Below are 25,591 nucleotides of genomic sequence, written 5' to 3' on the forward strand. Positions count from 1 at the left end.
TTGCAGTACCGCCAAAGCGTTCAGCCAAAATAGTTGTCAAAGCCGCAGTCAAAGTGGTTTTACCATGGTCAACGTGACCGATTGTACCTACGTTTACGTGCGGTTTCGTGCGTTCAAATTTTTCCTTAGCCATGAGCTAAATTCCTTGTATAAAGAGCGATTAAAAAACGTGCGCAGCGTGTGCCACAACACAAAAACAGGGCGGCGCATAGACACCACCCGAAAAAGAAAACGAAATTATGGGGGATTTTAATAAAAAAATCAAGCGGATTTTGGTTTCAAGCTGCCTGAAAATTTACAAATCATTATTTGGCTGTACGCTACAATAGCTTGGGTGTAGTATCTCTCTTAATCTAAATTATTTGGAATATTATGATGAAAACTAAATTACTAAAATTATCTTCTTTGTGTTTAGTTGCTGTGATTGGCTTAAATGGTTGCAGTGCATATGAAAAAGTAAATGATGCTGTGGATAATTTTACTAGCAATCCATTTGCTGCCGCATTGAGTGCTGTTACTGGCGGAAAACGCTCATTGCCAGAAGTATTCAAATGAAATTACAAAAATCGCTACTTAATCAAATTAGAAGGGCGCAATATTGCAGAATTGAAAGAACGTGGCGTCCCACTCAAACAAGGCTTAGAAAAAATAAATATTATTTATATATATGATGGTGCTTATTCTTGGGGCTATTAAGGAATATGTAGAATTGGGCGATGCCGTGCCTACTTTGCCAGCGCAATTTTAGAACAGCGATTGCAGATTTATTGGGAGAAACATCTATTTTCCTAGCCATGAACAAGCAAAGCGGTAACTGAGGCGTGGCAGTCAGTGGCAAATACGATACGATTGATACATCAATAACGAAAGCAATGGCTTCATGTGTGAGTAAAGATACAGGTTTACCCTTATCTCAATTAAAAACTGCGGAACAAATTGATGTCCATAATAAGAATTGTAAACTTGCTGCGGTTCAACCACCACGCTCACTGGCTCTGTTTCGCAACAAGTTAAGCAATGGGCAATATGAATTTCACGGCGCATTCAGTTATACCAATACTGTACCAAAAGGCGAATACAATAAGCAAGAATCCGATTGCAAAACCACAGGAACAGATTGCCGCCACATTAGAACCTTTACCCCGAAAGATGCAAGGTCTGTGTTTTAAACTATTTTCAGGCTGCCTTCTACCAAATAAGACAGCCTGAAAACGCAAACCATAAATAATCGGATTACCCAATCATAAAAAGATTGAATAATCCGATTATTTCATCAACAAAGCAGCCTGCACTTTCATATCACAAAAGTGCAGGCTGCTTTTTAACTTACATTAGCCTTTACGAGCTGCGGTAACTTCAGCCGCTACGTTCGCTGGAGCTTCTGCGTATTTCGCAAATTCCATTGAGTAAGTAGCGCGACCTTGTGTTGCAGAACGCAAGTCAGTTGAGTAACCGAACATTTCAGCCAATGGCACTTCAGCGCGAACTTTTTTGCCACCGATGCCGTCATCGTCCATACCCAAAACGATACCGCGACGACGGTTCAAGTCGCCCATTACGTCGCCCATGTAGTCTTCAGGCGTTTCCACTTCAACTGCCATGATTGGCTCAAGCAATGCAGGCGATGCTTTACGCATACCTTCTTTAAATGCTTGAGAAGCTGCCAATTCAAACGCTAATTGTGAAGAGTCCACATCGTGTGAAGAACCGAATACCAAGCGTACACGAACGTCTACCACAGGGAAACCTGCTACCACGCCGTTTGGCAATGTGTCGCGGATACCTTTATCAACAGACGGAATGAATTCGCGTGGAATCACACCACCTTTAATTTCGTCGATAAATTCGTAACCCTTGCCACCTGGTTCCATAGGTTCCATTTTAATCACAACGTGACCGTATTGACCTTTACCACCAGATTGTTTCGCGTGTTTGTATTCAGATTCCACTTCTTTGCGGATAGTTTCGCGGTATGCCACCTGTGGCGCACCGATGTTTGCTTCTACCGCAAATTCGCGTTTCATACGGTCAACAATAATTTCCAAGTGCAATTCGCCCATACCAGAAATGATTGTTTGACCTGATTCTTCGTCTGTACGAACGCGGAATGATGGGTCTTCTTTTGCCAAACGGTTCAAAGCGATACCCATTTTTTCTTGGTCAGCTTTGGTTTTTGGCTCAACAGCAACGTGGATTACTGGCTCTGGGAATTCCATGCGTTCCAAGATGATAGGCGCATCTTCTGAACACAAAGTTTCGCCAGTCGTAACGTCTTTCAAACCGATTGCAGCAGCGATGTCGCCAGCGCGTACTTCTTCAATTTCATCACGGTCGTTTGCAGTCATTTGCACCAAGCGACCGATACGCTCACGAGTACCTTTAACTGAGTTTACAACGGTATCGCCTGATTTCAAAACGCCTGAATATACGCGGATAAACGTCAAGTTACCCACATATTTATCATTCATCATTTTGAATGCCAATGCAGAGAATTTTTCATCATCGTCAGCTTGACGAGATGCTTTTTCGCCATTTGGCAATTCGCCTTGTACAGGCGGAATGTCGGTAGGTGCAGGCAGCAATTCTACTACCGCGTCCAACATACGTTGTACACCTTTGTTTTTAAAGGCAGAACCGCACAACATTGGTTGAATTTCGCCAGCCAATGTACGCGCACGCAACGCACCAATGATTTCTTCTTCAGACAGCTCTTCGCCACCCAAGTATTTGTCCATCAATTCCTCGTTGGCTTCGGCTGCGGCTTCAATCATGTTTTGACGCCATTCTTCAGCGGTAGAAACCAAGTCAGCAGGAATATCGCCATAAGTAAAGGTTGTACCTTTGTCGGCTTCATTCCAAATGATGGCTTTCATTTTCAACAAATCTACGACGCCTTCAAAGCTTTCTTCTGCACCAACTGGGATAACGATTGGTACAGGATTCGCGCGCAAGCGAGTACGCATTTGTTCTACCACGCGGAAGAAGTTTGCGCCTTGACGGTCCATTTTGTTTACAAATGCCAAACGTGGCACTTTGTATTTATTGGCTTGACGCCATACGGTTTCAGATTGTGGTTGTACGCCACCTACTGCACAGTAAACCATTACTGCGCCGTCCAATACACGCATAGAACGCTCTACTTCAACGGTAAAGTCAACGTGTCCTGGGGTGTCAATGATGTTGAAACGGTGTTCTTTAAACTGTTTCGCCATACCAGACCAATATGATGTTACGGCAGCAGAAGTAATAGTAATACCACGTTCTTGCTCTTGTTCCATCCAGTCGGTTGTTGCTGCACCGTCATGCACTTCACCCAGTTTGTGTGTCAGACCAGTGTAGAACAAGATACGTTCAGTTGTAGTGGTTTTACCAGCATCAATGTGAGCCGAAATACCGATGTTACGGTACAAGCTAATAGGGGTTTTGCGAGCCATGTTAATGTCCTCTCAATATTAGAAGCGGAAGTGAGAGAATGCTTTGTTCGCTTCTGCCATACGGTGTACTTCTTCGCGTTTTTTCAACGCACCGCCGCGACCTTCAGAAGCATCAATCAACTCGCCAGCCAAACGCAAATCCATAGATTTTTCACCACGTTTGCGTGCAGCGTCTCGAACCCAGCGCATTGCCAACGCCAAGCGGCGGTCAGCACGAACTTCAACAGGAACTTGGTAGTTAGCACCACCTACGCGGCGGCTTTTTACTTCTACCAATGGTTTAGCGTTTGCAATGGCTTCGTTAAATACTTCAATCGCTTCTTTGCCTTGTACTTTTTTGGCAATTTGTTCCAATGCGCCGTACACGATGCGTTCTGCAACGGCTTTTTTACCGTCAATCATCAATACGTTCATGAATTTAGTCAATTCAACGCTGCCGAATTTTGGGTCTGGCAATACGTCGCGTTTTGGGACTTCTCTACGTCTTGGCATGTTAATTCCTATCTATTCAGTTGGGGCATACCCATGAATGCTCATGCGGGCATTCACTTACTCAGTACATTGTTTAATGTAACTGACGTGCCATGTTTAATTTGTGAAAATCAATAATCATGTGATTATTTTTTAGGGCGTTTTGCACCGTATTTAGAGCGAGCTTGTTTACGGTCTTTCACACCAGCAGTATCCAATGAACCGCGTACTGTGTGGTAACGTACACCTGGCAAGTCTTTTACACGACCACCGCGAATCAATACTACGCTGTGTTCTTGCAAGTTATGACCTTCACCACCGATGTATGAAATCACTTCAAAACCATTGGTCAAACGTACTTTACATACTTTACGCAAAGCTGAGTTTGGTTTTTTAGGAGTTGTTGTGTAAACGCGTGTGCAAACGCCACGTTTTTGTGGGCATGCTTCCAACGCTGGTACTTTGTTCACATAAACAGGTTTTTGACGACCTTTGCGAACTAATTGGTTAATAGTTGGCATATTTTTTATTCCTGTTGAAAAAATACTTGCTAGCACCATTGCCAGCAAGCCGAGCATTATCGCTTTCTTACCAATGCTTTGTCAATAAGGGAATGATTGATTGCGGTTTTTTGCATTTAAAAGCAGCCTGCACTTTACATAAATTAGAGTGCAGGCTGCTTTTTATGTATCAATTAAGGTACATAACGTGGCAAAACACCGTTCGGCAATAGCTGCCACACATAGCCTGTGTAGTTTTGTTTGCCTGCGATTTGCCCTGCTGCTTCGCCATAGCCCCAGAAGTAATCCACACGAACTGCGCCTTTAATCGCTGCGCCTGTGTCTTGCGCGATGATGAGTCGGTTTAGCCCTTGCGTGGGGGCATCGGGGTGGGTGGTCGCTAAAAATAGCGGTGCGCCCAATGTGATGTATTTTTTATCTACCGCGCCAGAAAATTCGCCTGTTAATGGCGCGCCTAATGCGCCAATCGGCCCTAATTCAGACGAGCCTGATAGCGGACGGAAAAAGATGTAGCGCGGATTTTGCGCCAATACTTCGGTTAATCGCTGCGGATTGGCTTCCATCCATGCTTTGATGCCTTGCATGGACGTTTGCGCCAATGGCAAGTAATTGCGGTTTGCCATATATCGTCCAATGGATTGATAGATGTGTCCGTTGTGTTCGGCAAATCCCAATCGCACAAATTGACCGCTTGGCGTTCTTAATCGCCCTGAACCTTGAACGTGCATGAAGAACAATTCAACAGGGTCGTTGGCGTAACCCAAAATGGGGACGCGCCCATTAATTGCGCCTGCATTAATTTGGTCGCGCGTAAAATAGGGAACAAATTGGTTGCCGACAATGCGTCCGCGCAAAGTGGTACTGCGTTCGGGGAATTGCGCCAAATTGGCAATATACGCGCCATTGGCTTGCACTACGCCACGATTTGCGCCCACCACGCCCACGCGAATGGTGGCTTGGCTGTTTCGCAATGAGCTGGGCAGCGGCACGGAAATCAAATCATTGGGAATGCCATAAATCGGAAAACGCGCGATGTTGGTACGGCGCACATCGCCATTTAACACAGGTTCGTAATAGCCTGTTACTTTGCCGCCGATTTGTCCTTTGTCGCTCACTTGCCACGGCGTAAACACTTGTTCAAAAAATTGCTTGGCAGCGGCGTGATTGATGGGCATTTGATAAGCACGCGCACAGGCGTATTGCCATTCCGCTTGCGATGCCAACTTGGTGCAACTGTTTTTAAACGATTGCAGGCTGCTTGCGAATGGCTGATTAAACCATTGCGGCAAATCGTTAAACGACACAACGCGATATTGCGCCGAACTACCCGCTGGCTGATGCACAAAGCCCTGTGCCACAGGCGCGTTAGGGCTGGTGGTAATGGGTTGAGTTGGATAAGTGGGATAAGTAGTCGGTTGAGTTGGGCGCGATGAAGTGCTAGGGCAGGCAGACAACAACAAAACTGCTGCGCTCAAAATCAAAGGGCGAACAGCAGTATGATGTAAAACGTGGGACATTAGGCGTTCCTTATATTGAGTGGGACAATCATGCTGATTTATAGTGGATTAAATTTAGATTAGGACAAGGCGACAACGACCGCCGTGTACATCTAGTACATAAGGGAGTTGGCAGCGCTGTACTAATCTAAATTTAATTCACTATATCTCATTGATTTTATAATTTTTTATTAAAATGTACAAGCAGCCTGCACTTTCTATACACACAAAAGTGCAGGCTGCTTTATCTTATTTGGCAGACAATTTTTTCAATTCATAAACCAAATCCAACGCCTGACGCGCCGTTAAATCATCGGGATTGATGTTCGCCAATTTTTCTATGATTGCTTGATTGCTGTCATCGGCATCGGGCAAGGCTTCTTCAAAAATCGCGTTGTTGGCGAACAAGTCTAGCTGTCTATCGGCAGCCTGCACTTCCAAATCACGCAAATGTCGTCTTGCCGATTTTAACGCGATTGGTGGCAATCCTGCCAATTTCGCCACCGCAATGCCGTAGCTTTTTTCTGCTGCACCGTCTTGAATTTGATGCAAGAAAACAATGTCTTGCCCTTGCTCCAATGCCGATAAATGTTGATTAAACGCGCCCGATTGGTGTTCAGGCAGCCGTGTTAATTCAAAATAATGCGTGGCAAACAAACTCAACGACTGATTGTGCTGCAACAAATGCTCTGCAATCGCGTGTGCCAACGCCAAGCCGTCAAACGTGGACGTGCCACGTCCGACTTCGTCCATAAGAACCAGCGATTGCGCGGTGGCGTGATGCAAAATATAAGCCGTTTCCGACATTTCCACCATAAACGTGGAACGGTTGCTCGCCAAATCATCGCTTGCGCCAATGCGCGTGAAAATTTGGTCAATTTTGCCAATCAGCGCGTGTTCGGCTGGCACAAAGCTGCCCGTGTGCGCCAGCAGCGCAATCAACGCCACTTGGCGCATATAAGTGGATTTACCGCCCATATTCGGACCTGTCAGCAAACACAAACGCTGCGCCGTATTCAGCGCGGTGTTGTTGGGCGTGAAGCGCGTAACTTGTTGTTCTACCACAGGGTGTCTGCCGTTGTGAATGTGGATTTCGGCTTGCTCGCTAAATTGCGGCATGATGTAGTGCTGCGTTTGCGCGGTGTGGGCGAAACTGCACAATACGTCTAGCGTGGCAACAGCTTTCGCGGTTTGTTGGATTTGCGCTAATTGCGTTTGCAGGCTGCTTATTAGTTGCTCAAATAAGGTTTTTTCCAATGCCAACGCGCGTTCTTGCGCTTGCAAAAATTTGTCTTCAAACGCTTTTAATTCGGGCGTGATAAATCGCTCGGCATTTTTCAGCGTTTGGCGGCGTTGGTAATCGCTTGGGGCTAGTTCCGCCTGATTTTTGGATAATTCAATGTAAAAACCGTGTACGCGGTTGAACTCCACTTTTAGCGTGGATAATTGCGTGCGTTCGCGTTCACGGTTTTCCAAATCGCGCAAAAAATCACCGCCATGCGTTTGTAAATGGCGCAATTCGTCTAAATCGGCGTGGTAATTATCGTTAATCACATTGCCGTCTTTTAGCCAAACAGACGGTTCGGGCAACAAAGCAGCCTGCAATAATGTTGCCGTGTCGCGCACCGCAGGAAAACACGCCGCCAATGTGTCCAACAAACTGCTTGGCGGCAATTTAATCGTTTGTACTTGCAACAAAGCATCGCGCAATGCCGACAAATCACGTGGGCGCGCCGTGCCAAGCGCAATACGTGCTGCGATGCGTTCAATGTCTGCCATGTTTTTCAGGCTGTTTGAAATATCCGCAAAATTATGTTGCAGCAATGCCGCCACCGCATCTAATCGCGCCTGCACATAATCCCGATTGCGCAACGGGTGGTGCAACCAATGCGCCAACAAACGGCTACCCATATGCGTTACACACTTATCAAACACCGAAAACAACGTGGGCGATTTTTTACCGCTCAAAGTTGCTGTGATTTCCAAATTACGGCGCGTTGCCGCGTCCAGCGCGATAAACTGATTGACCGTTTCCAGCGTTAGCGCGTCCATGTGTGGCGGCAATTGGTTTTGCGTGATTTTCAAATAATTCAACAACGCCCCAGCCGCCGAAATCGCCGCCGAATGTTCCTGCAAATCCAAACCAAAACCGCGCAAATCCTGACAAGCAAAATAATCCGTTAGCAATTTAAACGCCGTATCGGGCGCAAATTGCCACGCATTCAAACGGCTGATTGGGATTTTCGGGAAATATTCAGGCAGCCTGAACGCATCATCTACCAACAATTCCGCCACTTGCAACCGCGCCAATTCATCAACCAACTGATTAGGCTGAATCAACTTCACGCGAAACTCGCCACTTTCCAACGCCGCCCACGCCAACGCGCTCTGCTTTTTGCCAACAAACCACGCGGCAATGCGATTCGTTTCCTTGTCTTCCAGCAACGCGCTATCGGTAAGCGTGCCAGCCGTAACGATTCGCGCCACTTTGCGCTCCACCACTTTGCCAGCGACCACATCGCCCACTTGCTCGCAAATTGCCGCGCTTTTGCCCAGCTTCACCAACTTGACTAAATACTGTTCCAGCGCGTGATAGGGTACGCCCGCCATTTGAATCGGTTCGCCATTGTGCTGCCCGCGAGTCGTGAGCGTGATGTCCAACAATTTCGCCGCCACCACCGCATCATCAAAAAACAATTCATAAAAATCGCCCATGCGATAAAACACTAATTTATCAAGATGTTGCTCTTTGATTGCGAGATATTGCTGCATCATCGGCGATGGCGGTTTAACGGCGGTCATGCTGTACTTTCTTGTGAAATAAAATACGTGGATTTTAAGGGATTTTGATGTTCTTACGCAAAAATGCAGGCTGCTTTTTTCACAGAAAAATCCGCAAAAAAGCAGCCTGCACTTTGTTTATCTAATCCTCTGCTGACTCGCCCAATCCACAATTTCACTGGGTTGTCGCCTGCGCCCTACTCTACCGCCGACCACATACACTTGTCGCCCAAATTGTCGGCGCACTTCGCGTTCGTTGCGGCATGGGCGTTGTTTGGCGCGATTGCACGATGTGGATACCAAAGCAGCCTGCACTTGTTGGCACAATCCACGCGCTATGTCGTGCGCTGGAATCCGCACCGCCAGTTTATTGCGCCCCCTACCGCGCAAATTAGGCAACACCGTTGGCTTCGCTGGCAACAGCACCGTTTTGGGCGCAGGCCATATGGCTTGCAACGCAGCAACGTCATCGCAAGGCAGCCTGCACAAATGCGGTTGCAACTGCGACCAGTTTGCACCAATCACAATCATGCCTTTGTGTTGCGGGCGTTTTTTTAGGCGCAACAAAGTACGCAAACCGCGCACATTGTCGGGCAACGCGCCCAAGCCGTAGCATGATTCAGTGGGATAGGCAACCACGCCGCCACGTTTTAAATGGGCGCGTAACTGGGCAATTTGTTGAAAAGATAAGGGACGGTGCATGATGTTTTCTTTAAAGCAGCCTGCAATATTATAGTGGATTAAATTTAGATTAGGACAAGGCGACAACGACCGCCGTGTACACCTAGTACATAAGGGAGTTGGCAACGCTGTACTAATCTAAATTTAATTCACTATAACGATTTGTCGGGGTCAAGACCGCCGACAACAATCACAAAAAACCGCACCCAATACCGAGTGCGGTTCTTATCGTGGCAAATTATACCACTTCTAATACAAAATATTCACGCAATTTTTCATACACTTCATCGCTCACATTGATGCAGCCATTGGTCATAATCCGCTGACCTACATCATTTGATGCGATTCGCTCCAAACGCCGCTCGGCAGGTTTGCGCGTCCACACGCGATGCAATGCAAACAAAAAATCGCCCTCTTGCTTAAAACCAATCACTTCGCCGTCATAACCAGGGGCGGACGTTTGAACAATATTCAAACCAAACACCCCTTTTGGCGTGGTTTTGCCAATTAACACGCGATGACAATCTTGTGTGTCGGCAAAACATAACTCCGCTTTGCTGGTATCCACCACCACGCGTTTGCTTTGAATAAACGCTTCGGTGGCTGCGTCGTATTCAGCCAGTGCAGGCTGCCCTGCCAGCAAAGTCATCAACAAAACCAATAGTTTTGTTTTCATGAATTATTGACGGATTTTGGCAGGAGTTGGCACAACTTCGCGAATAATGATTTGTGGCGGAGGTGCAACTGGCTCTGGTTGTTGTGGTGGGCAAGCCGCGCCTACTGGGTCCACCGCGCGCCAATGGAAGCTACGCGCATATTTTTGGCTGTCAAACAAAATTTTGTATTGACAAGTGGTTACGCCATTTGGGCCGACACCTGGTGTATTGAAATGGAACAAATAATCCCATTCGCGCACACGGAAGCCTTCTTCAAAGTGTGGGCGACCAATCAAATAATACAACTGGTCTTTGGTCATGCCCGAACGGATTTGCTTCAAGCTATCCACATTGGGGAATGTGCCACGGTCTTTGTTAAATGTGGTGCTGCGTGGATTGGGCCAATCCAATGTGCTGCTTTGACCTTCGCTATTGGGCGAAGAGTTTACCGAATTACACGCCACCAAAGTGCAGGCTGCTATTGCCAACAAAGACATCGTTTTTAAGTTTTTCATCAACATAATTTTTTTCCTGTTTGATTCTTTGCAAGCAGCCTGCAATTGGCAAGCTGCTCTCAAAGAATGATTAAACAAAGGGTTTAACGATTACCACTGATAACCAGCACCCACGGTTGCACCGAAGTGACCTCTGCTGTTACCGCTCGCAGTACCTTTAACAATCCAGTTACCGCTATCGGAAATAGCCGAGAAGCCCACAGCATAACCCTGTTTGCCGCGATAAGTGCTTGCACCCACCGCAACCATGCTCTTACCAGGTAAGTAAGCCTGTGGTACGCCAGCCGTTGCCATTGCGCTTGCTGTGCCTGCATCGGCATCATCGGCAACATCGTTAATGCGCGCGTTCAAATTGTTCGCCACATTGTTGATGTTCGCGCCAATCGCTTGGTTAGTGTAATACAACTGGCTACCGTTAATCGCATCGGTAGAGTTCGCCGAAATCACGCCAGCGGCAACGCCTTGTACTTTGTTACCACCCATGTTCACAGTTGAATTTGGATTAACCGTGAAATTATTCACAGTCGTGTTGCCAGCAACAGTCAAATCACCTTTAACGTTAATATCTTTCGATGTTGCCACCGTGATATTGTTGCCGTCACGTTTAATGTCGATGTTACCGCCATTCAGGAACTGAACTGTGTTACCTGGAGACACTTTTGATGCTGTGTCGCCATTGGCTTGCAAGTTCCAACCACTGTTGTTAATCGCATTGGCAACCGTCGTCGCATTAACCAAGCTGCTGCCGTTGGCATTGGTTGGCGTATCCACTTTGCCGTTGTTGGCAACGGTCAAGTTAGTAGTTACCACTTCCAATGCACCTGTTGAGCCTTGTTTAATGGTTTTATCATCGGTTTTCACATCAATCGCGCCTGTTGTGCTGTTTATAGTCAAACTTTTGCCAGTATTAACCGATACATCGTAAATATTTGCACCTGTGGTTGTATTGGTACTTACGTTTACTCGAACAGTTTTGTCATTTGATGTTACTTCTTCTTTTGATGCCGCAACTTGTGATTTCAACTGACTTACATTTGATTTCAACTGACTTACATTAACCGCATCTGTGTCATTAACACCTGCTGCTACGTTGGTAATTGTGTTACCGCCATTATTGAGACCACCATCTGTTAAGCTAACTGTTTTATTTGGATCGGCATTTTTAATCGTAATACCAGCATTATTAACAGTGGTGTTACCAGCATTTACGCTATCAACAGTAATGTTTTTTGCCAAGTCATAAACCACATCGTTGTTCGCAGCGACTTTTGAAATCACGATGTTGCCATCGGTATTTTTCATATCTACTGTTTCACCAGGATTTACTACCGAACCATTCTTACCTTCTGCCGTCAAAGTAAAGCCACTGTTGTTAATCGCATTGGCTACTGTGGTCGCATTAACCAAGCCGCTGCCATTTTCAGCACTTGGCGTTACCACTTTACCTGCTGGCGTGTTGTTGTTCGCAGTCGTTGGTGCGGTACTTACGTCCAATGTGGTCGTTTTCGCCGCAACTTGGGTGTTGGTTACTGGATCCGCACCTGCAATCGGATTGTTCGAACCATCTACTTGGTTTGCTGGATAGTATTTACCATCGTTCGCTTTAACCAATGGATTGCCTTTCCCATCAACAATTTGCGTTGTCTTGTTATCAACTGCAATGTTGTATGCAACTTTGCTCGCATTGCCATCGCTTGTAACGGTTGCAGTTGTGCCTGCACCATTGACAAAGTTTACTGTGTCATATGGGCGTACAAAGTCTACTGCTTGACCATTGCCTTGCAAATTCCAGCCTGCATTCAATACATCGCCTACTGTCGCTGCATTATTCAACTGAACCGCTGTCAAAGTCGGTGCTGCTTTGGCTTTGGTTACTTCTGCACCGATGCCTGTCGCTACATTACCCTTACCATCTGCGTTTGCAACTGATGTCGTGTTTTCCAATGTACCTTTTACGTTAGTCAAAGTCATTGGTGCAGTCGTGTTGTTATCTCCATTGTTCATCGATGCGATAATAGTCGTTGCAGGGGCTACTGTTGCACCTGCTGTATTAGTGTACGTCTTCGTAGTTGGGTTGTAAGTTGCGTTGGCAATATCGGCTGGTTTGTAGAACTTGCCGTCTTGTCCTTTAACTAACTTATCGCCGTTTTCATTGGTGTACACAATTGGCAATTGGGCATTTTCTACGGTTGATTGAGCATTCACATCAACTGTAATCGTGCGCACGCCATTAACTGTTTCACCTTTAACTGTCGCTAAACCTGTGCCTTTGAAATCAACTTGGTTGGAATTTTTAACAACGTCTGTATAGCCATTACTATCTTTAGTTGACACAACCCAACCCATGTTTTTCAGGTCGCCCACTGTGGCTGCTGCATTTACATTGTTGTTTGCGTTCGCCAAATCAACCAACGTTGCAGGCTGCCCTGTGGCGGTCGCATTGCTATCTGGATTGATTGCAACAGTCGTTGTGTTCAAGCTAGATGCTACGCCTGTAATTTGCGTTGGCTTGCCATTTGCACTGGTAATGTTCAATGCAGTTGTTGGTTTATTGTCCTTGGGGTTGTTGCTGGCAGGAGTTGCCGCTTCAGCCTTAAAGTTCACTGCATTATCAGGCTTACTACCAACTGTCATCGTGGTGGTGTTTACGTTGTTGAACGTTACATCATCTTTGGTTGCAACTGTGATGGTGCTACCTGTTTGAGTGATGTTGATGTTTTTACCACCATCAATCGTTACTTTGTCGCCTGGGTTAATCACATCTGATTGACCTGTTGGCGTATCTCCGTTTGATGAAGTCAAAGTAAAGCCGCTTTTGTTAATCGCATTGGCTACCGTTGTCGCATTAACCAAGCTGCTGCCATTTTCAGTCTTTGGCGTTACCACTTTACCTGCTGGCGTGTTGTCGTTCGCAGCCGTTGGTTCAGTACTTACGTCCAAGGTGGTTGTTTTCGCCGCAACTTGGGTGCTGGTCGGATTCAGTGCAGTCAACGGATTCACTGGCGCACCTGTTGAGTCAACTACTGTGCCTGTGCCTGTGCCGTCATCTCTACTACCCGCTGGATAGTATTTACCACCAATCTCTACTGAACCTGCTGGGTAGTAGTTGCCATTAGCAGCCTGCACTATCGGTGCGCCTTTTTGGTCTACCAACTGTGTTGTCTTGTTATCTACCGCTACGTTGTAACCTACGTTGCTTACGTTGCCATCGCTGGTAACGGTTGCAGTTGTGCCTGCACCATTGACAAAGTTTACTGTGTCGTATGGCTTAACAAAATCTACTGCTTGACCGTTGCCTTGCAAATTCCAGCCTGCATTCAATACATCGCCTACTGTCGCTGCGTTGTTCAAGTGCGTTGCTGTCAAAGTCGGTGCTGCTTTGGCTTTGGTTACTTCTGCACCGATGCCTGTCGCTGCATTACCCTTACCATCTGCGTTTGCAACTGATGTCGTGTTTTCCAATGTGCCTTTTAAGTTAGTCAAAGTCATTGGTGCAGCAGTCGTGCTGTTATTGCCATTATTCATGGACGCAATCACATCGCCTTTGTTTGTCGGTTTTACGTTCGATGCCGTAGCTGGCGCACCTGTTGAATCAACTGGATCGCCTGATGTATTGGTTGTCGTACCTGCTGGGTAATAGGCCTTGGTTTTAGGGTTGTAAACCAAATTTGCAATATCAGCTGGTTTGTAGAACTTGCCGTCTTGTCCTTTTACTAACTTATCTCCTTTGGCATTGGTGTACACCACTGGCAACTGTGCATTCTCTACAACGTTTTGGTTGTTTGCACGGAATGTGAATACTGAACCGTTTTGTTCAATATCCATATTGTCGCCCGCTACAAATCGAACTGTTCCACCTGGATTGATTAATTCATTCGCTGGTGCTTTACCGCTGTTTTTACCTGCATCAACTTTACCTGCAATCACGTTAAAGCCGCTTTTGTTGATTGCATCAGCAACTGTGGTCGCATTAACCAAGTTTGGCGTATTACCAACAGTTGTTGCACTAACTGTACCGTTTCTTTGATTTGAAAGCTGAGCCGTAGTCGTAATTTGGTTGGCAATCAAATACAGTTGCGAACCATTAATTGCTTCAGTTGAAGTCGCAGAAATATTACCAGCAGCAACATTCACAATCTTACGAGCATCAGAAGCACTTGCACCAACGCTTACATATTTACCAGTACCTGTTACAGCACCAACAAAGTTGCCGTAAGTAATGCCGTTTACAATAGCAGAAGAGCATGTAACAACAGACGCAGAGCCTGCGCTACCATTACCCAACACAACAGATTCATTAGTTGTCGCAGTGATGTTGTTACCCAACACCATTGTATTGTTGCCTGAAACAGTGTTTCGGTTACCTACTGCACGGCTGTAATTTGCAGCAGAAGTAAAGTTATTCAGGTTACCAAACGCACCAGCTTCATTAGCAGCCATGGTGTTATTGTTACCAACGGTGTAAGCACCAGAGCCTGTAATTGTACTAAGGTCACCGAATGCACCAGAGTTGTTACCGCTTACATTATTGGTATAACCAATAGAAATAGATTGATTACCAGATGCTATTGTATTTGTACCAATTGCAATAGAGTGATTATTGCTTGATGTAGCGTTCGCACCCATACCGATAGACTGTTCACCAGTCGCATCAGTACCTGGGCCTACCGCAATCGAACCATTACCACTTGCATTAGACGCTACGCCCAAAGCAGTAGAAGCCAAACCAGTTGCGAATGATTGCGTACCAAATGCAGTAGCTAAGTCACCAGAACGAGATTGAATACCTACTGCAATAGAAGCTGCACCATAAGCATTGGTTGCCATATATTGCGCTTCAGTAGTAGTAGAAGATAATTTATCGACTTTCTTAACCAAATCTTGACCAGAAATTCTCTTAAATTCTGTATTTACCGCACCTGAGTTTATTGCGCCAGCTGTTACACACGAAACACCATTAAGTGAACGACCCATGCCAGAAGCTTTATCCAAGTCATCACCACCAATTGCCAACGCAGAAGCACCAGAAGAAACAGTATTACCACCAATCGCTACAGATTGATCACCCGTTGCTTTAGTTTGTGAACCCAAGGCAACCGCTTGAGAAGCAGTTGCACAAGCCAACTGACCGATAGCAACTACTTCCGATGCAGAACCGTTGCTTTGGTTACCAATCGCAATAATGCCGTAATTCAATGCGCTGTCAGTAGAAGAAGCTTTACTATTGTTACCAATAGCGATGTTATCTGTACCCGTTGCAGTAGCATTAGAACCAACTGCAACGTCTGTTCCTATTGCTGAAGCTCCAGAACCCACAGCAACAGCAGAATAATTCGCCTTCGCTTTTTCACCAATAGCTACACCTCTATCTGTTGCTTCTGCTTCGGTAGCAATACTTGTTCCAGAGGTTGAGCCAATGGAGACAGCTGCCTGCGCCGTTAAAGGCACAAGCTGAGCCGCTGCCAAAGCAATTGCCGCAGCAATAGCCTTCTTCGAAGATTTAGACTTACCTTTGCTCGGCTCAAACTCCGCCACCGCAACGTAAGTATTGGTCGATTCGTTATACACCACTCTGTATGTATGATTCATAAGTTATATCCTTATTAATTAAAATAATTTTAGGCTTGAATCGCGTCAATTTAATTCAGCCAAACGAACATTTATCCAAGCTAAAAATCAATGAACTTGTTTAATATAAAACAATATGTGAAAAAATTTGTGCATTTTATCACTTTGATAAACTCTACGCCATTTGGTACAGACAAGCAAAAATGCAACCAAATTCAATAATTTAGAATGACTATTCTATGTTTTTCAATGTTTACCATTTGTTTTTTATTGGTATTTTTTCTACTTGCAATGGGTAAATTTAAGTAAAACGCCAAGCAGCCTGCACTTTTCTGTTGCTTATTGGCTGTTTGGCTGTTTAATAAGGCGATTTAGACGTGGTAAAGATTTGGCTTTGTGCCGTATTTGGGATACAATCGCGCCACTTTGCGGAAAGGTGGATGAGTGGTTGAAGTCGCACGCCTGGAAAGCGTGTATACGTGCAAGCGTATCGAGGGTTCGAATCCCTTCCTTTCCGCCAGTTAAATTTTGTATAGTGCAGGCTGCTTGGTTTATCCATATCAAAGCAGCCTGCACTTTTTGTGTTTAAACAAAGTGCAGGCTGCTTTTGTTGCTTGCCGTGGCTTACATATATTTTTGGATAATTTGATTTAATTCGCCGCTTTTTTTAAGCTCTGCCAAACCTGTATTGATTTTTTGCAGCAATTCGGGTTTGTCTTTGCTAACCATCAACACCATGCTCATGGAGGCTTCTTGCTGCGATGAGTGGACGTATTCTGCTATGTCAAACGAATAGTCTTTGAGTGTCGGACTTTTGGCATAGAATTTGAGCGCGGTGCAGTCGCCCACTGCCACATCGGTCGATTTTTTTACTAACGACGATAATATCAAGAAATTGGTTTGTTCTTTCATAATTTGTGATTCTTTAACGTTGTTGGCACTCATCAATTCTTCTTCCATTCCCTCGTCATTTAGCACACCAATTTTACCTTTTGTCCAGTCGGGCAATGTGGTCTCTTTAATGTGTACCAAACAGTCGCCCGAGCGCATATAGGAATCGGTTGGTACGACAATATTGGCATCAGCTTCGTCTTGAGCTGTACCCATTGCCACAATGTCAATTTTTTTGTCTTGCACTTCTTTGTAGGCAACGTTCCACAGAGTTGGGACGAATTCAACAGTAAAACCTTGTTTATCCGCAATTTTTTGTAGAATATCAATTTCTAACCCTTGTGCGTTATTGTTTTCAGCAAACGCATAGGGGCGGTATTCGGCAGACACCCCCACTTTGACAACTGATGCAGATTTAGCAGCGGCAGTAGGCGCAGAAGCTGCTGGCGCAGGTGCTGGTGCTGGTGGCGCAGTTTCTTTGCCAGAACACGCTGCCAATGCCATTGTCATTGTCATCACAATTAATTTAGTTTTTAATAATTTGTTCATTTGATACTTCCTTCTATTCTTTAAATATCGTTTATCCAACCAAACAAAACTTTTGATTTCATTTGACTATTGTTATTCTATAAAGAAGCGATAGGCTTTTCTATGCCCTATCTTATTTAGTTATTTTTTTGAAAAAATCGGCTATTTTTTATCTGTAAATCATCATAAATAGGGAGTTTTATAGACTTATTTGACATAAAATTGTGTCGATTAAATTGTTTGGCGATGTATAGTGGATTAAATTTCGATTAGGACAAGGCGACAACAACCGTCGTGTACATCTAGTACATAAGGGAGTTGGCAACGCTGTACTAATCTAAATTTAATTCACTATAAAAAGCAGCCTGCACTTGTGTTAAACAAACATGCAGGCTGCTTTGTTGTGGTTTTGGGAATGAGTTAGCGTTTATCCACAATTTCTTTAAGCAATGAATAGGAATGCATTTGTTTGGTTTCGTCAAAAATGTAGCTCACCGCCATGATTTCATCAAACTGCACGGATTTTGCCAAGCTGTCTAACTGGAACGCGACAGATTCGGGGCTGCCAATCAATGAACACGCGGTCATGCTTTCCACGACGGCGCGGTCTTCGCTGTAAATCGGCAATTCCACAGGCGCGAAATGGGTGGCGCGTTTGGCTTGCGTGTGGTGTTGCCAAACTTCTTCGTTGGACGACATGGGCGGTTGCAATTTTTGCTGCGCGTTGGTAACGACATTGATGAAAAACTGGGTTTGCGTGGTGGCGAGTGATTTGGCTTCTTCGTCGGTGTCGGCAACAATCGCGTTTACGCCCACAATCACATACGGCGCGGCTAGGTATTTGGACGGTTTAAAATTTTGGCGGTAAATCTGCACCGCCATTTCCAACATTCGCGGTGCAAAATGGGACGCGAACGCATACGGCAAACCGAGTTCGGCGGCTAAATACGCGCTTTCGGTGCTGGAACCGAGAATGTAAAACGGCACGTCCAAGCCTGCGGCTGGATAGGCGGATACGTTGGCGGTGTCGTCAAAATAGGCGCGTAATTCGGCGATTTCTTCGGCAAAATCGCCGTGTTGGCGGTTTTTGCGTAGAGCGTAGGCGGTTCGCATATCCGTTCCCGGCGCGCGTCCCAAGCCGAGTTCTACGCGATTGGGGTAGAGCGTGGCGAGTGTGCCGTATTGTTCGGCTACAACGTAGGGGCTGTGGTTGGGCAACATCACGCCACCCGAGCCTACGCGCAAGGTTTGGGTGTTTGCCAATGCGTGTTGAATCAACAGCGATGTGGCGGAACTGGCTAGGTTTTTCATGTTGTGGTGTTCGGCAATCCACAGGCGTTCCATGCCGATTTTTTCGGCTTGTTGGGCGAGCGTTACCATCGATTGCATGGCGGCGGCGTAGTCTTGTCCTTCACGCACAGGGATGAGATTGAGTAGGGAAAGTTTCATTTTGTGTGCCTTGAAATGTTGTAACTGAAAATAAGTCGGGGCGGAGTAGGGGATTTCAAGGGAATAAATGTTGTTTCAGGCTGCCTGAAAATAATTTATTGAGATAGAAAATGATAAAGCTACCCAAATTTCCATTCAGGTAGCTGCTTTATTACAACACAATATAATCTAGGTATTTGGAACCGCTAGATTAAAATAAAGTTAATTGTCTTGGATAAGAACGACAATGTTCACGAACATATTCCCAATGCCCTAAACGATAGCGTGAATAAGCGCAAACATGTACACCGCGTGGATAGTTGCAATGCATATCTATCTCCTATGTAAAGTTGCTTACCTCTTGGCGAAAAGCATAGACAAGGAGATATATTATGTTTAGAATTCGCTGTACATAACCAATGTAAGTAGTTCAATTTATAACTCCTGTAAACAGTGGGTAAGAAAACTGCTTTGATATTTAAGTTGGCAGCTTAAATGTCACTATTTTTTAAGACGGCTTGAAATGTTGGTAGCATTTCAAGCCGTTTTTTATTCAAAACAAACTCAACTGCTTAGGAGTGGTCTTAATATCAAATAATTTAAGCATGATTTCAGCAAAATAATCAGCTTGTGCCTCTGCATCATCGATTTCAGTTATTACATACCCCTCTGATTTCATATAAATAGGAGAATGTTTTAAGATAACATGTCCAATTTCATGAAAAAATACTTCTAAATCTTCAGTATTTAATTTTTTTGCCCCATCAAAAACTCGCTTAGGTATAACAATTTCTTTTTTTGAAGGGGTGCTTTCTCCTTTTTTATGAATAGAGTGTACTCTATCCCATTTTGCATTTGTTTCAATATGAATTGAAATATCTTGTTCTGATAAAATATCAATTAAATTTTCAATATTAGGGGTTTGAATTCCATTATTGATAAAATTAATAAATAATTGGACAGCAAATTGTGCAATTTCCCTATTTGTTCTTGCTTGCACCATGTATCCTCTTAATTGATAAGGTTCGTCTAAATTTTCCAGCATTAAAAATTTACTCCAATATTTTTGTGATTGCATCAATTTGTTCTTGTGTTAAATTAGTTTTAGCAAATTTTGCTACTGTTTTTTGTGTATTTATATCGAGACCTTCTAGACTCATTTGTCCATTAGCTAAAATTGCATCTTCCTCGAGATTGGCTAAATCTTCAAAATTAGCCCCTTTTGAAATTAAATAATCCCTAATTACAGGCACTAAACCCATCGGGATTTTTTTAACGCCTGTTTCAATTGCACTGAGGAAAGAAACAGTTTTTTTAATTCCTTTTGACATGCTAGAAAGAGTTTCGCCTGTGTCTATCCTCGCTTTCCGAATAGTCTTTCCAAAATCATTTAACATTAAATTTACTCCCAATAAATAAAGTTCATTACCCACAATTTAAGGTAAAAGGACTTAACAAAAATGAACTACAATCACAGCAATACGTAAAAAATTATACCATTTATCAAAACTAATTCAACCAATTTAGGTGAAATTTTACTAAATAAATATCAATACATTGTTTTTAAATTAAATTATTTTTTAAAATTTGAGTCCTACCCATGAAAATACCCATAAATCTTCTCCGCCAACGCCCGACTAATCCCCTCCGTCTGCGCCAAATCGTCCACGCTCGCCGCCTGCACCCCACGCAATCCGCCAAACCGCATGAGTAAAGCCGCTTTCCGTTTCGCGCCCACGCCATCAATATCATTCAACGATGAAGTTACTCGCGCCTTATCGCGTTTCGCACGCATGCCCGTAATCGCAAAACGATGGCTTTCATCGCGCACCGTCTGCAACAAATGCAAGGCTGGCGAATTGGGCGGCAGCCTGAAACGCTCGCCCGAAAACGGCAAAATCAATTCTTCCAAACCTGCTTTGCGTTCCACCCCTTTCGCAATGCCAACCAACGGAATCGTCAAACCCAACTCTTCCCACACCGCCACCGCCACGCCAATTTGCCCCATGCCGCCGTCAATCAACACCGCGTCAGGAAAACGCACCGTTTCGCCATTCGCCTGCGCTTCCTTCATCTTACCGTAACGCCGCGTCAGTACTTCACGCATCGCCGCGTAATCATCATTCGTTACGCTGTTAATGTTGTAACGGCGATACTGGCTCGGCTGCATGGCAAAATCATCGTAAACCACACAACTCGCCATCGTCGCTTCGCCCTGCGTGTGGCTGATGTCAAAACATTCCAAACGCTGCAAATCGCTTTCAGGCAGCCCCACGATTTCCGCCAACGCCGCCACTCGCGCTTGCTGATTCACATTTTGTAATTGATGTTGCGACAGCGCGTGTTCTGCGTTTTGAATCGCCATATTTAGCCATACTTTACGCTCGCCTTTTTCCGCTTTTGGGAATTGAATGGCGCGACTGTGTTCACTATTCAAAGCAGCCTGCAAACTTTCAGGCAGCCTGAAATTACAAATCAACACATCAGGCTTCATTTTGCCCAAATAATGTTGCGCGACAAAGGCTTCCGCATAATCCTGACCGTTTGGATTCGGGTCGTGGCGCGTGTCGGGGAAAAAAGATTTATCGCCAACGTGCCGCCCACCGCGAATGCTGACCCAATGCAAACACACGCCACCATTTGCCTGCGCCAACGCCACAATATCAATATCCGCCTGATTGCCCACGCTTTGACTGTCAATAAATTGCTTGCTCTGAATCACGCTCAACGCCTGAATTTGGTCGCGCAATTTCGCTGCCGTTTCAAAATCCAAATCATCGGCAGCCTGAAACATTTGCTTTTCCAAATCTTTCAACAAATCCGCCGTTTTGCCATTTAAAAACGCCGCCGCATTTCGCACCTGTTCCGCGTAATCATCACGCGACACCGAACCCACGCACGGCGCGGAACAACGCTTAATCTGCGCGAGCAAACACGGACGGTCGCGGTGTGAAAATACGCTGTCTTCACACGTCCGCAATTGAAACACTTTCTGCAAAATCTCAATGCTGTCGCGCACCGCGTAGCCGTTGGGATAGGGGCCGAAATATTGATTAGGCTTTTTCGGTGTGCCGCGAAAATACGCCAATTTGGGAAATTCGTGTCCGCTAATCATCAAATACGGATACGATTTATCATCGCGGAACAAAATATTGTATTTGGGCAACAAAGATTTAATCAGATTGTTTTCCAAAATCAAGGCTTCGGCTTCGCTGCGCGTGAGCGTGATTTCCACCCGTGCAATTTGTTTAATCATCAACTGAATGCGCGGCGAATGGTCGGATTTTTGAAAATAGCTGGACACGCGGCGTTTCAAATTGACCGCTTTGCCAACGTATAACACGCTGTCGTCTGCGGCAATCATGCGGTACACGCCCGATGAATTGGGGAGCGATTTTAGGAAAATTTCTAGGTTGAATTCGGACATTTCAGGCTGCCTGAAAAATAATTGGAATGGGGGAATTATCGCATTATCCGCGAAATATGCGCCATCAAAGCAGAATAATCCTTTTCTGTAAAACCTGTTTGCGCTTGGCAATAAAAAACATTCGCGCATTCGGGTTCAAAAAATTCGGGCATATCATCTAGCGCAATCCACGGCTCGGATAGGCGATTGTGTTCGTTGCGCCACACACCAATTTCGCGCTCGCGGCTGCCTGTCCAAGCGATGCGAGTCAATGTGGGCGTAATGCCAATAATGCGCTCTCGGAAATCGGGGCTGAAAAAATGTTTCAAATCCGACAGCGCGTATTGATTGCGCCATGTGGAAGAAATCACAAATTGCGCGTATTGATTTTCAGGCAGCCTGAAAAATTGTTCAAAAATGGGTACGTTTGAAAATAAACATCTTCAAACGCATTTGCCAAACATTGCACGTCGCCAGCCGCCAAATTCAAGCCTTTTGCGCCTGTGGGTGGCACAATGTGCGCCGCATCGACCGCCCAAAACAGCGAATGCCAACGCATCAGCTCGCTCACAAAACTACGCAAGGGCGCGATGCTTTTTTCCAAGCTCGGGCAGTAACCAAACGCTCCGCCGCTTCGGGGCTTAAACGGTTTTTCAATTCCGCCCAAAAACGCTCGTCCGACCAATCTTCCACTTTATCAGTTAAAGGCACTTGCAAATAATAACGGCTGCAATCGCGCAAAAAAAGCAGCCTGCACATGAAATTCAATGTGCAGGCTGCTTTTAAACAACGATTAAACTTTTGCAGCAGCAGCTACTTCGGCAGCGTAGTCCACAACCGCTTTTTCAATGCCGTCGCCCACTTTATAGCGAACAAAGCTCACGATTTCCGTACCGTTTTCTTTGGCAAATTGAGCAACCGTTTGGTCAGGATTCATCACAAATGCTTGGCCATTTAAGCTAACTTCAGCCAAGTATTTTTTGATGCGACCTTCAACCATTTTCGCTGCGATTTCAGCAGGTTTGCCAGATTCAATCGCTTGTTGCGTGTAAATGTGGCGTTCTTTTTCAACCAATTCAGCGTCCACTTGGTCTTCGCGTACACATTGTGGTTTAGCAGCAACGATGTGCATACCCACTTTGCGTGCCACGTCTTCAGAACCTTTGAACTCAACCAACACGCCCTCGGTTGCCAAAGCACCGTGAATGTAAGCAACCAATTGACCGTCAGTCTCAATCACTTGGAAACGGCGTACAGACATATTTTCACCCAATTTAGCAATCACCGCTTTGCGCTCTTCTTCAACCAAAGCTGCCAATTCTTCAACGGTAGCAGGTTTTTTCGCCGCCGCAGTTTGCGCCACAGAGTTTGCAAATGCAACGAAACCAGCGTCTTTTGCTACGAAGTCTGTTTCGCAGTTTACTTCTACCAACGCGCCTACATTGCCGTTAATCGCAAATGCCAACACGCCCTCGGCAGCGGTACGACCAGCCAATTTACCTGCTTTCGCACCAGATTTAATACGCAAAATTTCTTCTGCTTTTTCAAAATTACCTTCTGCTTCAACCAATGCTTTTTTGCATTCCATCATGCCCAAGCCAGTAGCCGCACGCAAGTCAGCAACCATTTTTGCAGTAATTTCTGCCATGTTGTTCTCCAAACAATTCAATAAGATATATTCAAAACAAGCTGCCTGAAAAATGCTTTCAGGCAGCCTGAAATACAAGGTGTATTATTCAGCAGCAGCTTGTGCAGCAGCTACAGTTTCCGCAACAGCTTGGTTTTTGCCTTCCAAAACCGCATCTGCGATACCACGGCAGTATAAACGGATTGCTTTTGCAGAGTCATCGTTACCTGGGATAACATGTTTCACGCCGTCTGGGCTGTTGTTGGTATCGACAACAGCGATAACTGGGATACCCAATTTAGCCGCTTCAACCAAAGTACCATGTTGGTAGCCTGTGTCAATCACAAAAATCGCGTCTGGCAAGCCTTTCATGTCTTTGATACCGCCCAAAGAGCGTTCCAATTTTTCTACTTCGCGAGTCATGTCCAACAATTCTTTTTTGTTGCGACCGCTTGCTTCGCCATTTGCCAAAACAGCAGATTTTTCTTCCAAGCGTTTAATCGATTGTTTTACGGTTTTGTAGTTAGTCAACATACCACCCAACCAACGATGGTCAACATAAGGCATACCTGCGCGAGTCGCTTCTTCTTTGATGATTTCACGAGCTTGGCGTTTTGTGCCTACGAACAACACAGTACCTTTGTTAGCAACCAAACGACGCACTACTTCTTGTGCTTCTTGGAACAATGGAACAGTTTTTTCCAAGTTGATGATGTGGATTTTGTTACGCGCACCAAAAATGTATTGTGCCATTTTTGGATTCCAGTAACGAGTTTGGTGACCGAAATGTACGCCAGCTTCAATCATTTGGCGCATAGTAACTTGTGACATAATTTTTTCCTTAAAGGGTTAAAAGCAAACACTTTTTACAAGAACTTCCACACAGAAGCACCCTTTGCGTAAAAAATGCGAGCATTAAAAAACATAAAAAATACTTTCCAAGCTGGAAAGCTCCAGTATTATAAGTTTTTTTCTCTATTTAAACAATACTTTTATCAAAAATGCAGGCTGCTTTTTTCATTCAACGCAGCCTGCACGGCAATCATTTCAATTTTATTTAGGCTTCGTAATGGGTTGTGCTTTAGTTGTAACAGGTTTTGCCGCAACATTTCCCACAGTTGCTTGTTCACGCAACTTATTCACCGTAGCCATTTTAATACCTGGCACAGAAGCTAAATCATCAACCGATTTGAATGCACCATTTTTTTCACGGTATTCAACAATCGCCTTTGCCTTGGCAGGACCAATACCATTGAGTTGCTTATCCAATTCATCAGCCGTTGCAGTATTAATATTTAATTGGGCAAAACTTAGTGTGGTAACACCTAATGAAATAATAGACAACACTATTTTCTTTAACATAACATCCTCCTGGTGGGTAAAATTAACTAGAATAAGTAAACTCTTACTACATAACCAAACTATACTTACTATTTAAGAAAATAGCAAGCAAAACCTCCCGCGAATATAGATTATTAGCAGGAGGTTTGTAATAAAGAGTTTGGCGATGACCTACTTTCGCATAGGGACTATACTATCATCGGCGCTGGTTTGTTTCACTGTCCTGTTCGAGATGGGAAGGAGTGGG

General features: G+C 44.9%; 23 protein-coding genes, 1 tRNA gene and 1 rRNA gene. 3 read left to right on the top strand and 22 right to left on the bottom strand.

Annotated features, from left to right (window positions below; all coding sequences use genetic code 11):
- The coding region (locus tag BQ5809_RS05550; protein ID WP_234982867.1) for a GTP-binding protein at window positions 1-133 on the bottom strand (133 nt) is incomplete at its 3' end.
- Between the two features lie 239 nt (window positions 134-372).
- Here BQ5809_RS05550 and BQ5809_RS05555 point away from each other — a divergent pair.
- The gene (locus BQ5809_RS05555) at window positions 373-555 is read left to right on the top strand and encodes a hypothetical protein (protein WP_003788625.1); all 183 of its coding nucleotides are present in this window, start codon (window positions 373-375) and stop codon (window positions 553-555) included.
- 329 nt (window positions 556-884) lie between these two features.
- On the top strand, window positions 885-1,169 hold the full coding sequence (locus BQ5809_RS10970; RefSeq protein WP_155114359.1) for a hypothetical protein: 285 nt from the start codon (window positions 885-887) through the stop codon (window positions 1,167-1,169).
- Window positions 1,170-1,331: 162 nt separating this feature from the next.
- Here the strand turns inward: BQ5809_RS10970 and fusA are convergent, their stop codons facing one another.
- From fusA to knh, 9 genes are all read right to left on the bottom strand, one after another.
- Window positions 1,332-3,434 (bottom strand): elongation factor G, encoded by a 2,103-nt coding sequence (fusA, locus tag BQ5809_RS05565; protein WP_003788628.1) that lies wholly within the window; start codon window positions 3,432-3,434, stop codon window positions 1,332-1,334.
- A gap of 18 nt (window positions 3,435-3,452) precedes the next feature.
- Window positions 3,453-3,926: a 30S ribosomal protein S7 gene (rpsG, locus tag BQ5809_RS05570; RefSeq protein WP_003788629.1), complete on the bottom strand. Its 474-nt coding sequence runs from the start codon at window positions 3,924-3,926 to the stop codon at window positions 3,453-3,455.
- 125 nt (window positions 3,927-4,051) lie between these two features.
- Window positions 4,052-4,426, bottom strand: a complete 375-nt coding sequence (gene rpsL / locus BQ5809_RS05575; protein ID WP_003792002.1) for a 30S ribosomal protein S12 — start codon at window positions 4,424-4,426, stop codon at window positions 4,052-4,054.
- Between the two features lie 173 nt (window positions 4,427-4,599).
- On the bottom strand, window positions 4,600-5,943 hold the full coding sequence (gene mltA, locus BQ5809_RS05580) for a murein transglycosylase A (protein ID WP_003788634.1): 1,344 nt from the start codon (window positions 5,941-5,943) through the stop codon (window positions 4,600-4,602).
- 228 nt (window positions 5,944-6,171) lie between these two features.
- Window positions 6,172-8,724 carry a DNA mismatch repair protein MutS gene (mutS, locus tag BQ5809_RS05585; protein WP_003788635.1) on the bottom strand — a complete coding sequence of 851 codons (2,553 nt, stop codon included), beginning with the start codon at window positions 8,722-8,724 and terminating at the stop codon, window positions 6,172-6,174.
- A gap of 117 nt (window positions 8,725-8,841) precedes the next feature.
- The gene (locus BQ5809_RS05590) at window positions 8,842-9,405 is read right to left on the bottom strand and encodes an L-threonylcarbamoyladenylate synthase (RefSeq protein ID WP_003792006.1); all 564 of its coding nucleotides are present in this window, start codon (window positions 9,403-9,405) and stop codon (window positions 8,842-8,844) included.
- A gap of 217 nt (window positions 9,406-9,622) precedes the next feature.
- Entirely contained in the window at window positions 9,623-10,060 is a 438-nt protein-coding gene (locus tag BQ5809_RS05595; RefSeq protein ID WP_003788637.1) for a hypothetical protein, read from the bottom strand.
- A gap of 3 nt (window positions 10,061-10,063) precedes the next feature.
- Window positions 10,064-10,561 carry an outer membrane protein assembly factor BamE gene (locus BQ5809_RS05600; protein ID WP_080561241.1) on the bottom strand — a complete coding sequence of 166 codons (498 nt, stop codon included), beginning with the start codon at window positions 10,559-10,561 and terminating at the stop codon, window positions 10,064-10,066.
- 84 nt (window positions 10,562-10,645) lie between these two features.
- Window positions 10,646-16,144 carry a trimeric autotransporter adhesin Knh gene (gene knh, locus BQ5809_RS05605; protein WP_003788641.1) on the bottom strand — a complete coding sequence of 1,833 codons (5,499 nt, stop codon included), beginning with the start codon at window positions 16,142-16,144 and terminating at the stop codon, window positions 10,646-10,648.
- Between the two features lie 409 nt (window positions 16,145-16,553).
- On the opposite strand from knh, the gene BQ5809_RS05610 reads away from it, so the two are divergent.
- Window positions 16,554-16,643, top strand: a tRNA-Ser gene (locus BQ5809_RS05610).
- Window positions 16,644-16,747: 104 nt separating this feature from the next.
- Here the strand turns inward: BQ5809_RS05610 and BQ5809_RS05615 are convergent.
- The 12 genes from BQ5809_RS05615 to rrf all read right to left on the bottom strand — a co-directional run.
- Window positions 16,748-17,563 carry a substrate-binding periplasmic protein gene (locus BQ5809_RS05615; protein ID WP_003788645.1) on the bottom strand — a complete coding sequence of 272 codons (816 nt, stop codon included), beginning with the start codon at window positions 17,561-17,563 and terminating at the stop codon, window positions 16,748-16,750.
- A 399-nt stretch (window positions 17,564-17,962) separates the two neighbouring features.
- Complete coding sequence (locus tag BQ5809_RS05620) at window positions 17,963-18,991, bottom strand: LLM class flavin-dependent oxidoreductase (protein ID WP_003788647.1); 1,029 nt, start codon at window positions 18,989-18,991, stop codon at window positions 17,963-17,965.
- A gap of 532 nt (window positions 18,992-19,523) precedes the next feature.
- Window positions 19,524-20,048: a hypothetical protein gene (locus tag BQ5809_RS05625; RefSeq protein WP_050792409.1), complete on the bottom strand. Its 525-nt coding sequence runs from the start codon at window positions 20,046-20,048 to the stop codon at window positions 19,524-19,526.
- Window positions 20,023-20,367 (bottom strand): helix-turn-helix domain-containing protein, encoded by a 345-nt coding sequence (locus BQ5809_RS05630; RefSeq protein WP_003788652.1) that lies wholly within the window; start codon window positions 20,365-20,367, stop codon window positions 20,023-20,025. Before BQ5809_RS05630 ends, BQ5809_RS05625 begins: the two co-directional genes overlap by 26 nt.
- Window positions 20,368-20,564: 197 nt before the next feature.
- Window positions 20,565-22,397: an excinuclease ABC subunit UvrC gene (gene uvrC, locus BQ5809_RS05635; RefSeq protein WP_032827844.1), complete on the bottom strand. Its 1,833-nt coding sequence runs from the start codon at window positions 22,395-22,397 to the stop codon at window positions 20,565-20,567.
- 35 nt (window positions 22,398-22,432) lie between these two features.
- The gene (locus tag BQ5809_RS05640; protein ID WP_331250423.1) at window positions 22,433-22,795 is read right to left on the bottom strand and encodes an HAD domain-containing protein; all 363 of its coding nucleotides are present in this window, start codon (window positions 22,793-22,795) and stop codon (window positions 22,433-22,435) included.
- Window positions 22,744-22,959, bottom strand: coding sequence for an FAD-dependent monooxygenase (locus BQ5809_RS11275; protein WP_071461627.1), 216 nt, complete (start codon window positions 22,957-22,959; stop codon window positions 22,744-22,746). The genes BQ5809_RS05640 and BQ5809_RS11275 overlap by 52 nt, the downstream gene beginning before the upstream one ends.
- Window positions 22,944-23,135, bottom strand: coding sequence for a hypothetical protein (locus tag BQ5809_RS11280; protein WP_032827846.1), 192 nt, complete (start codon window positions 23,133-23,135; stop codon window positions 22,944-22,946). Before BQ5809_RS11280 ends, BQ5809_RS11275 begins: the two co-directional genes overlap by 16 nt.
- A 34-nt stretch (window positions 23,136-23,169) precedes the next feature.
- Complete coding sequence (tsf, locus tag BQ5809_RS05655) at window positions 23,170-24,024, bottom strand: translation elongation factor Ts (RefSeq protein WP_003788661.1); 855 nt, start codon at window positions 24,022-24,024, stop codon at window positions 23,170-23,172.
- Between the two features lie 84 nt (window positions 24,025-24,108).
- A complete protein-coding gene (gene rpsB / locus BQ5809_RS05660) occupies window positions 24,109-24,834 on the bottom strand; it encodes a 30S ribosomal protein S2 (protein WP_003788662.1) in 726 nt (241 codons plus the stop codon).
- Window positions 24,835-25,056: 222 nt separating this feature from the next.
- Entirely contained in the window at window positions 25,057-25,365 is a 309-nt protein-coding gene (locus BQ5809_RS05665; RefSeq protein ID WP_003788664.1) for a ComEA family DNA-binding protein, read from the bottom strand.
- Between the two features lie 137 nt (window positions 25,366-25,502).
- A 5S ribosomal RNA gene (gene rrf / locus BQ5809_RS11555) occupies window positions 25,503-25,591 on the bottom strand; the annotation flags it as partial.

The organism is Kingella kingae ATCC 23330 (genome assembly GCF_900111845.1).
In the GTDB taxonomy this organism is placed as follows: domain Bacteria; phylum Pseudomonadota; class Gammaproteobacteria; order Burkholderiales; family Neisseriaceae; genus Kingella; species Kingella kingae.

What these genes read in the sequence shown, in the direction of transcription:
- BQ5809_RS05665 (WP_003788664.1), bottom strand. Translation starts at nt 25,365, where the DNA reads ATGTTAAAGAAAATAGTGTTGTCTATTATTTCATTAGGTGTTACCACA.
- BQ5809_RS05595 (WP_003788637.1), bottom strand. Translation starts at nt 10,060, where the DNA reads ATGAAAACAAAACTATTGGTTTTGTTGATGACTTTGCTGGCAGGGCAG.
- BQ5809_RS11280 (WP_032827846.1), bottom strand. Translation starts at nt 23,135, where the DNA reads ATGTGCAGGCTGCTTTTTTTGCGCGATTGCAGCCGTTATTATTTGCAA.
- mutS (WP_003788635.1), bottom strand. Translation starts at nt 8,724, where the DNA reads ATGACCGCCGTTAAACCGCCATCGCCGATGATGCAGCAATATCTCGCA.
- tsf (WP_003788661.1), bottom strand. Translation starts at nt 24,024, where the DNA reads ATGGCAGAAATTACTGCAAAAATGGTTGCTGACTTGCGTGCGGCTACT.
- uvrC (WP_032827844.1), bottom strand. Translation starts at nt 22,397, where the DNA reads ATGTCCGAATTCAACCTAGAAATTTTCCTAAAATCGCTCCCCAATTCA.
- knh (WP_003788641.1), bottom strand. Translation starts at nt 16,144, where the DNA reads ATGAATCATACATACAGAGTGGTGTATAACGAATCGACCAATACTTAC.
- mltA (WP_003788634.1), bottom strand. Translation starts at nt 5,943, where the DNA reads ATGTCCCACGTTTTACATCATACTGCTGTTCGCCCTTTGATTTTGAGC.
- rpsG (WP_003788629.1), bottom strand. Translation starts at nt 3,926, where the DNA reads ATGCCAAGACGTAGAGAAGTCCCAAAACGCGACGTATTGCCAGACCCA.
- BQ5809_RS05625 (WP_050792409.1), bottom strand. Translation starts at nt 20,048, where the DNA reads ATGCAATCACAAAAATATTGGAGTAAATTTTTAATGCTGGAAAATTTA.
- rpsL (WP_003792002.1), bottom strand. Translation starts at nt 4,426, where the DNA reads ATGCCAACTATTAACCAATTAGTTCGCAAAGGTCGTCAAAAACCTGTT.
- BQ5809_RS05630 (WP_003788652.1), bottom strand. Translation starts at nt 20,367, where the DNA reads ATGTTAAATGATTTTGGAAAGACTATTCGGAAAGCGAGGATAGACACA.
- BQ5809_RS05615 (WP_003788645.1), bottom strand. Translation starts at nt 17,563, where the DNA reads ATGAACAAATTATTAAAAACTAAATTAATTGTGATGACAATGACAATG.
- fusA (WP_003788628.1), bottom strand. Translation starts at nt 3,434, where the DNA reads ATGGCTCGCAAAACCCCTATTAGCTTGTACCGTAACATCGGTATTTCG.
- BQ5809_RS05600 (WP_080561241.1), bottom strand. Translation starts at nt 10,561, where the DNA reads ATGTTGATGAAAAACTTAAAAACGATGTCTTTGTTGGCAATAGCAGCC.
- BQ5809_RS05555 (WP_003788625.1), top strand. Translation starts at nt 373, where the DNA reads ATGATGAAAACTAAATTACTAAAATTATCTTCTTTGTGTTTAGTTGCT.
- BQ5809_RS05620 (WP_003788647.1), bottom strand. Translation starts at nt 18,991, where the DNA reads ATGAAACTTTCCCTACTCAATCTCATCCCTGTGCGTGAAGGACAAGAC.
- rpsB (WP_003788662.1), bottom strand. Translation starts at nt 24,834, where the DNA reads ATGTCACAAGTTACTATGCGCCAAATGATTGAAGCTGGCGTACATTTC.
- BQ5809_RS05590 (WP_003792006.1), bottom strand. Translation starts at nt 9,405, where the DNA reads ATGCACCGTCCCTTATCTTTTCAACAAATTGCCCAGTTACGCGCCCAT.